Consider the following 8,003-nt stretch of genomic DNA (forward strand, 5'->3'; position numbering starts at 1 on the left):
CTTTTCGGGCGCTTCGCCGATCCACCGCTGCGCAAGTTCCAGCCCGCCGACGACGACAGCGAGCATATTGTTGAAATCATGCGCGATGCCGCCGGTCAACTGGCCGACCGCTTCCATCTTCTGCGCCTGGCGAAGCTGCTCCTCGGCGGCGGCGCGTTCGGCCATTTCGCTGCGCAGCGCGCTGTTCGCTTCGGCCAGCTCGGCCGTTCGCTCGTTGACCGCCGCCTCCAGCAGCATCGCGCGGTCGCTCTCGGCCAATTGTTCGCGCCGTGCCGCGCGGCGTTCGCTCTGCGCCCGAACGAGTGAGACGGTCGCTGCAATCGCGATCACGGCGGCGGCGGCGGCGAGCACGGTGAACAGCAGGATGGCCTGGTTCAGGCTGGCGCGGTCGGCGGCTGCAAGCTGGTTGCGGTTGGCAAGGATCGCGCGTTCGTTGCCGATCAATTCGGTCAGCAGCCGGTCGATGCGCAGCAGCGCGGCATCGTGTCCGGCGGCGTTATATTTCGAGATCGCGGCAATGGTCTGGTTGTAATTGGCGCTGAGCGCCGCATCGCCGAGCTGTGTCCCGCGCCGGTCGAGTTCGGCGGTCAGTGTCTTGACCAGCGCCGCCTGTTCCGGATTGTCACGGACGTTGCGGCGGAGCAGCGCGAGATATTGCTGCGACAGCCCCCACTGCTGCTGAAAGACGCGGCCATCCTCCTTTTTCAGGCCGACAGCGAAGCGGCCGAGTGCCGCCTCGGCGCGCGCCAGCGCGGCATCGAGGCTGCGCGTCTGTGAAATCACTTCCAGGCTGTGCGCCTGCCAGCTCAGCGAGCGGTCATAATTGTCGTTGGCACGGCTCATCAGCATGATGAGCGCGCCGACGACGCCCGTGAGCACCGCGCCCAGCCCGACGGTCAGCCAGAAGCGCAGCCGTTCGCGACGGCCCTCATTGTCGTGATCCAAATCCCGCTCGAACACGCTGATCTTCTATCCAACAAGCGTTCCGGGGCAAAGCGGTGAAGACCGCACGGCGCGGCGTTCCGCTCGGTTCGCCCCGAAAATGAATCCGCTGGTCGGCGGCGCGGCTCGGTTCAGCCGATAATTCCCACGCGCTTGCCCGCGCGCTCGAAGCGGCCGAGGATCTCGCTCACCTGCTCGCTCGAATGTTCGGCGCACAGCGAGCAGCGCAGCAGCGTCATACCCGCGGGGGTCGCGGGCGGGCGGGCGAGATTGACGTAGAGGCCTTCTTCGAGCAGCGCTTCCCACATCATCGCGCCCTTTTCGAGGTCGGGCATGATGACCGCGATGATCGCCGACTGCGGCTCTTCGGTACCCAGCGTGAAGCCGAGATCGCGCAGCCCCTTGTGCAGCGTCTTCGAATTTTCCCACAGGTGCGCGCGCTTGTTCGATCCGTGCATCAGCTTGCGGATGCTCGTCGCCGCGGTCGCGACGACGCTCGGCGGCAGCGAGGCGGTGAAGACGTACGGGCGGCAGACGAGCCGCAGGATCTCGAACTTCGGGTGGTTCGACACGCAGAAGCCGCCGACGGTGCCGACGCTCTTCGAAAAGGTGCCGATGATGAAGTCGACATCGTCGATCACGCCCTGCGCCTCGGCGACGCCGCGGCCATGTTCGCCGATGAAGCCCATCGAATGCGCTTCGTCCACCAGCACCATCGCGCCATTTTCCTTGGAGACGCGGATCATCTCCTTCAGCGGCGCAACGTCGCCGAGCATCGAATAGACGCCTTCGAGCACGACGAGCTTGCCCGCCTCGGCGGGCAGGCGCTTCAGCCGCTTTTCGAGCGCTTCGACATCGTTGTGGCGAAAAGCGACGATTTCGGCATCGCCCATCTTGCACCCGTCATAGATCGACGCGTGGCTGTCGATGTCGAGGATGACATAGTCGCCCTTGCCGGCGATCGTCGAAATGATGCCGAGGTTCGCCTGGTATCCGGTCGAGAACACCATGGCATGATCCATGGCGTAAAATTCCTTCAGCGCGTCCTCGCACTCCTTGTGCCCCTGATAGGTGCCGTTGAGGACGCGGCTGCCGGTGGTGCCGCTGCCGAACTTGTCGAGCGCGTCCTTGCCCGCGGCGATGACATCCTCGTCGAAGGTCATGCCCATATAATTATAGGTGCCGAGCAGGATCGTTTCGCGCCCGTTGCAGATCGCGACGGTGGGCGAGAGCACTTTCTCCATCACCAGGCTGAAGGGATCGGTAACGCCGGTCGCGAGCAGCGCCGCGCGCTGTTCGATGAGCGGATCGAATTTGGAGAAAAGGTCGGTCATATGTGAATCCTGAAACCATCCGTTCGTCCTGAGGAGCCATTGAGCTTGACGAAATGGCGTCTCGAAGGACTCTGGCCGTGCTTCGAGACGGGTCTTCGACTTCGCTCAGCCCCTCCTCTGCACGAACGGATGGGGGTGATTATCCCTGCAGCTTTTCGACCGCGGCGACGAGCTGGCCGACGGTTTCGATCTCGGCCTGCATGTTCATGCTGATGATGATGTCGAACGTATCCTCGACCTCGGCGACGAAATCCATCACCGTCAGGCTGTCCCATTCAAGGTCGCCGGCAAAGGTCGTCGCGTCGGTCAGGGCGACGCCCTTCTTGTTGAAAGGTTCGATCAGGCCGTGGATCTGGTCGGCGAGGGGGGTGCTCATGCGGGTGCGTCCCATAATGAAAAAACTGCGGGCGGGCATGCCGCGCCCCGTCCCGCTTGGCAAGCGATTGCGGCGGCAATCGGGCAGCATCTTGCCGTTCGCGGTCCTTCGTGCCATCCGGGCGAAGGTCGCCGCAAGCTGAAGGGGCAGGGAGGGGGCTGGATGGACAGCGAAAAATCGGACGCGGCGCCGGAACGGCCCGCCATATCCTTTCCGCCCAACGCGGTGCATCTCGTGCGCACCAATCAGCAGATCACGATGCAATTGTCGCAGATGGCCGATCAAAAGGCGTCGATCCTGATGGGCGCGACCTTCGTGGTCTTCACCCTCGCGGTCGGACAGGCGCGCGCCGGGGCGGGGGCCTTCACGCTGCCGCTCGCGGTGCTGGCGACCTTTTCCTTCCTCTCGGCGCTGCTCGCCATATCGGCGGTTCTCCCCCGTGTCGGCAAGGCGCCGCCGGCGGTGTTTCGCGACGGCAAGGATCATAGCAATATCCTCTTCTTCGGCCGGTTCGAGCAGATGGAGGAGGACGAGTTCATCGACGCGGTCAAGGCACGGATGCGGACCGAGGAGGATATTTACGAAACGATCCTGCGCGACACCTACCAGAACGGCCTCGTCCTCGCGCGGCGCAAATATCGCTACCTCGCCTATGCCTATCGCCTGTTCGTCGTCGGCCTGACGCTGACCTTCCTCGCCTTCGCCTATGAGATGGCGGTGACGTGGAGGGGCTAAGCCAACGATTGTTGCCTTTTTATCACCCCCGCATCCGAAACCGCGCGCGGCGCTCGCGCGCTATTGAGCGGCCGTAAAAGCGCGCCTATCCGGGCCGGCTATGCTCGAGCAGGCCCACCCCCTGACGGCGGATCAGCCGCAGACTTTCCGCGCCGAATTTCGCGCGACGCTGGCGCTCGCCCTGCCGCTGGCGGCGGCGAACCTGCTGCAGATGATGGTCCATGCGATCGACGTGATCTTCGTGGCGCGGCTCGGCGATGCGCCGCTTGCCGCCTCGTCGCTCGGCGTCTCGATCTTCGGCCTGTTGTTGTGGACCGGGACAGGGCTCGTCGGCGCCGCAGCGCCGCTCGTCGCCGCCGAACTCGGGCGGCGCAAACATGCCGTGCGCGAAGTGCGGCGCACCGTCCGCATGGCGCTGTGGCTCAGTGCGATCGTGTCCGTGCTGTTCATGGGTGTCTGCGCCGCGGGCGGCCCGATCATGCGCGCAACCGGGCAAGACCCCGAAATCACGGCACATGCCGCCAGTTTCCTGTTGATCCTGATGTGGGGCATGGTGCCGATGATCGCAGCGAGCGTGTTGCGCATCTTCGTTTCGGCGCTCGGACGTCCGACGATTGCCACCGCGATCACCTTCCTCGCGCTGTTCGTCAACGCCCTCGGCAACTGGAGCCTCGTCTTCGGCCATCTCGGCATGCCGGCCCTCGGACTGCAGGGCTCGGCGCTGTCGAGCGTCATCACGAGCACGGTGATGCTGATCGCCTATATCATCGTGATCCAGACCGACCGGCGGCTGCGCCGTTATCATCTGTTCGGCAACTGGTGGCGCTCCGAATGGCCCCGCTTCTGGGAAATGCTCCGCATCGGCACCCCGATCGGCCTCATCATTCTGGCCGAGGCCGGGCTGTTCACCGGCGCCGCTTTCCTGATGGGCCGGATCGGTGAGGCGCAGCTTGCCGGGCACACCCTCGCGCTCCAGATCGCGGCGCTCGCCTTCCAGATCCCGTTCGGCGTGGCGCAGGCGGCGACGATCCGGGTCGGCCTTTCCTATGGCGCGCGCGACCATCGCGGCATTACGCTCGCGGGGCAGGCGTCGCTGATCCTCGGTATCGGGTTCATGGTCGTGACCGCGGCGGTGATCTGGCTCGCGCCGCGGCTCGTGCTGTCGATCTACGTCGATGTCGATGCGGCGCGCAACGCCGCGCTCGTCCATTTTGCGCTGCAGTTCCTGATCGTGGCCGCCGCGTTCCAGCTGTTCGACGGCGCCCAGACGGTTGCGGCGGGCGTATTGCGCGGTCTTCAGGATACGCGCGTGCCGATGATCATCGCGGTCTGCGGCTACTGGATCGCGGGCTATGGCACCGCCATCTACCTGGGCTTCTGGACGCCGCTTGCGGGCGTCGGCGTGTGGATCGGTCTGGCGGTCGGGCTCATCGTGGTGTCGGCGGTACTGCTGATGCGCTGGGGGATGCGCGCCCGCCTCGGTCTGCTTCCGGCCTGACGCAAAAAAAGTTGATCGGCGCTGCTTGACGCCCATCTGACTCCCACCCATATGCCGGCTTGTTAGCACTCACGCCCTGTGAGTGCTAAGTCTGACATCCATTGCATTACTGGAGGGACATCCATGCAATTTCGTCCGCTGCACGACCGCGTGCTCGTCCGCCGTATCGAAGCCGAAGAAAAGACGGCTGGCGGCATCATCATTCCCGACACCGCCAAGGAAAAGCCGCAGGAAGGCGAAGTCGTCGCCGTCGGCACCGGCAGCAAGGCCGAAGATGGCAAGGTGACGCCGCTCGACGTCAAGTCGGGCGACCGCATCCTGTTCGGCAAATGGTCGGGCACCGAAGTCAAGGTCGATGGCGAAGAGCTGTTGATCATGAAGGAATCGGACATCCTCGGCGTTCTCGCCTGAGCCTGTTTGCCGATTTCAGTGTGAAGTTACGCAGTTTTCTGCGCTTTTATTAAAGGAGCATCCTCATGGCTGCCAAGGACGTTAAATTTTCGCGCGACGCACGCGAACGCATCCTGAAGGGCGTCGACATCCTCGCCGACGCCGTCAAGGTCACGCTGGGCCCCAAGGGCCGCAATGTCGTGATCGACAAGAGCTTCGGCGCCCCCCGCATCACCAAGGACGGTGTCTCGGTCGCCAAGGAAATCGAACTCAAGGACAAGTTCGAAAACATGGGCGCGCAAATGCTGCGCGAAGTCGCCTCGAAGGCGAATGACAAGGCCGGCGACGGCACCACCACCGCGACCGTCCTCGCCCAGGCGATCGTCCGCGAAGGCATGAAGTCGGTTGCTGCCGGCATGAACCCGATGGACCTGAAGCGCGGCATCGACCTCGCGGTCACCAAGGTCGTCGAAGACCTCAAGGGCCGTTCGACCGCCGTGTCGGGCTCGTCGGAAATCGCGCAGGTCGGCATCATCTCGGCCAATGGCGACATCGAAGTCGGCGAAAAGATCGCCGAAGCGATGGAAAAGGTCGGCAAGGAAGGCGTGATCACCGTCGAGGAAGCCAAGGGCCTCGAGTTCGAACTCGATGTCGTCGAAGGCATGCAGTTCGACCGCGGCTATCTGTCGCCCTACTTCATCACCAACCCCGAAAAGATGACGGTCGAACTGGCTGATCCGTACATCCTGATCTTCGAAAAGAAGCTGTCGAACCTCCAGTCGATGCTTCCGATCCTCGAAGCGGTTGTGCAGTCGGGCCGTCCGCTGCTCATCATCGCCGAAGACATCGAAGGCGAAGCGCTTGCGACGCTGGTCGTCAACCGTCTGCGCGGCGGCCTCAAGGTCGCGGCCGTCAAGGCGCCGGGCTTCGGCGATCGCCGCAAGGCGATGCTGCAGGACATCGCGATCCTGACCGCCGGCGAAATGATCAGCGAAGACCTGGGCATCAAGCTCGAGTCGGTTACGCTGAACATGCTCGGCCAGGCGAAGCGCGTCACGATCGACAAGGACAACACCACCATCGTCGACGGTGCGGGTGAAGGCGACGCGATCAAGGCCCGCGTCGAACAGATCCGCGCGCAGATCGAAACCACCACGTCGGATTACGATCGCGAAAAGCTGCAGGAACGTCTGGCGAAGCTCGCCGGCGGCGTTGCGGTGATCAAGGTCGGCGGTGCGACCGAAGTCGAGGTGAAGGAACGCAAGGATCGCGTCGACGACGCGCTGCACGCGACCCGCGCCGCGGTCGAGGAAGGCATCGTCCCCGGCGGCGGTACGGCTCTGCTGTATGCCACCAAGGCTCTCGAAGGGCTGAAGGGCGCCAACGACGACCAGACCCGCGGCATCGACATCGTCCGCAAGGCGATCGAAGCGCCGCTGCGTCAGATCGCGGCCAACGCCGGCCATGATGGTGCGGTTGTCGCCGGCAACCTGCTGCGCGAAAACAACCAGGATCAGGGCTTCAACGCCGCGACCGACGTCTATGAAAATCTGAAGGCCGCCGGCGTCATCGACCCGACCAAGGTCGTGCGCACCGCGCTTCAGGACGCTGCCTCGGTTTCGGGCCTGCTCATCACCACCGAAGCCGCGGTGAGCGAGCTTCCCGAAGACAAGCCGGCGATGCCGATGGGCGGCGGCGGCATGGGCGGCATGGGCGGCATGGACTTCTAAGTCCGCACCGTTCGGCGCTCAGCCAACAAGAAACGGGGCCGGGGGAGCAATCCTCCGGCCCTTTTCTGTCCACCCACCTTTTTCCGGGCCATTGCCAGTTCATCCGCCGCAGCATAGCTAGGCGGTCATGAGCCTGCTTCTCGCCCTTGCCGCGCTACTCGCCGATCCCGCGGCCGCCGTCGCTCCGCCTGCGCCGCCGCCGCCGCGCGCCACGATCGAACGCTGCGGCTACCGGGTGGTCCAGACCTATCCGCACGATCCGTCCTCCTTCACGCAAGGCCTGTTCTGGGACGACGGCCATCTTTACGAAGGGACGGGGCAGTACGGCCATTCGCGCATCGCGCGTCTCGACCTGGCGACCGGCAAGGCGCTCGCCGAAACGCCGCTCCCCGCCGACCAGTTCGGCGAAGGGATCACGCGCTGGCGCGACCAGATTATCGGCATCACCTGGCAGAACGGCATCGGCCATCGCTGGCGCTTCAAGGATCTGAAGCCGGTCGGCGACTTCACCTATTCGGGCGAGGGCTGGGGGGTGACGACGCTCGGCGATACGATCGTGCTCAGCGACGGGACGCCGACGTTGCGTTTCTTCGATCCCACGACGATGGTGGAAAAGCGCCGCGTCACTGTTCGCTTCGGCGGCCGCCCGCTTGCCATGCTCAACGAACTCGAGGCGATCGACGGAAAGGTCTGGGCGAATGTGTGGATGAGCGACGTCATCGTGCGGATCGACCCCGACAGCGGCGCCATCGTCTCCTACATCGACCTGACCGGGCTGCGCAAAGATGCCGGGGTCAGCGACAGCGACAGCGTGCTCAACGGCATCGCGTGGGATGCGAAGGGCAAGCGGCTGTTCGTCACCGGCAAATATTGGCCCAAACTCTACGAGATCGCCCTCGCAAACTGCGCATAGGGGCCGGCTCTAGCTTTTGAGCGCCGCTGCCATCCGCGCCGCCGCTGCGTCATAGACGCGCGCTTTCAACCCCTCGGTCACCGCG

General features: G+C 64.5%; 8 protein-coding genes. 5 read left to right on the plus strand and 3 right to left on the minus strand.

Annotation, left to right across the window (positions count from 1 at the left end; all coding sequences use genetic code 11):
- The 3 genes from ABS88_RS21275 to ABS88_RS21285 form a co-directional block, all read right to left on the minus strand.
- Positions 1–945 (minus strand): CHASE3 domain-containing protein (locus ABS88_RS21275; RefSeq protein ID WP_353745130.1); only part of this gene is annotated, 945 nt, incomplete at its 3' end.
- 128 nt (positions 946–1,073) lie between these two features.
- Complete coding sequence (gene spt / locus ABS88_RS21280; RefSeq protein ID WP_286750516.1) at positions 1,074–2,276, minus strand: serine palmitoyltransferase; 1,203 nt, start codon at positions 2,274–2,276, stop codon at positions 1,074–1,076.
- Positions 2,277–2,415: 139 nt separating this feature from the next.
- Positions 2,416–2,652 carry an acyl carrier protein gene (locus ABS88_RS21285; protein WP_040589850.1) on the minus strand — a complete coding sequence of 79 codons (237 nt, stop codon included), beginning with the start codon at positions 2,650–2,652 and terminating at the stop codon, positions 2,416–2,418.
- A 162-nt stretch (positions 2,653–2,814) separates the two neighbouring features.
- Between ABS88_RS21285 and ABS88_RS21290 the strand changes: the two genes are divergently transcribed.
- The 5 genes from ABS88_RS21290 (at position 2,815) to ABS88_RS21310 (ending at position 7,918) form a co-directional block, all read left to right on the plus strand.
- A complete protein-coding gene (locus ABS88_RS21290; protein ID WP_286750517.1) occupies positions 2,815–3,387 on the plus strand; it encodes a Pycsar system effector family protein in 573 nt (190 codons plus the stop codon).
- A gap of 100 nt (positions 3,388–3,487) precedes the next feature.
- A complete protein-coding gene (locus ABS88_RS21295; protein ID WP_058811238.1) occupies positions 3,488–4,885 on the plus strand; it encodes an MATE family efflux transporter in 1,398 nt (465 codons plus the stop codon).
- A gap of 123 nt (positions 4,886–5,008) precedes the next feature.
- The gene (groES, locus tag ABS88_RS21300) at positions 5,009–5,296 is read left to right on the plus strand and encodes a co-chaperone GroES (RefSeq protein WP_003042663.1); all 288 of its coding nucleotides are present in this window, start codon (positions 5,009–5,011) and stop codon (positions 5,294–5,296) included.
- 65 nt (positions 5,297–5,361) lie between these two features.
- Complete coding sequence (groL, locus tag ABS88_RS21305) at positions 5,362–7,005, plus strand: chaperonin GroEL (RefSeq protein WP_003042661.1); 1,644 nt, start codon at positions 5,362–5,364, stop codon at positions 7,003–7,005.
- Between the two features lie 127 nt (positions 7,006–7,132).
- Positions 7,133–7,918, plus strand: a complete 786-nt coding sequence (locus ABS88_RS21310; protein ID WP_286750518.1) for a glutaminyl-peptide cyclotransferase — start codon at positions 7,133–7,135, stop codon at positions 7,916–7,918.
- Positions 7,919–8,003: the final 85 nt, after the last annotated feature.

It is taken from the genome of Sphingopyxis sp. SCN 67-31, assembly GCF_001725095.1.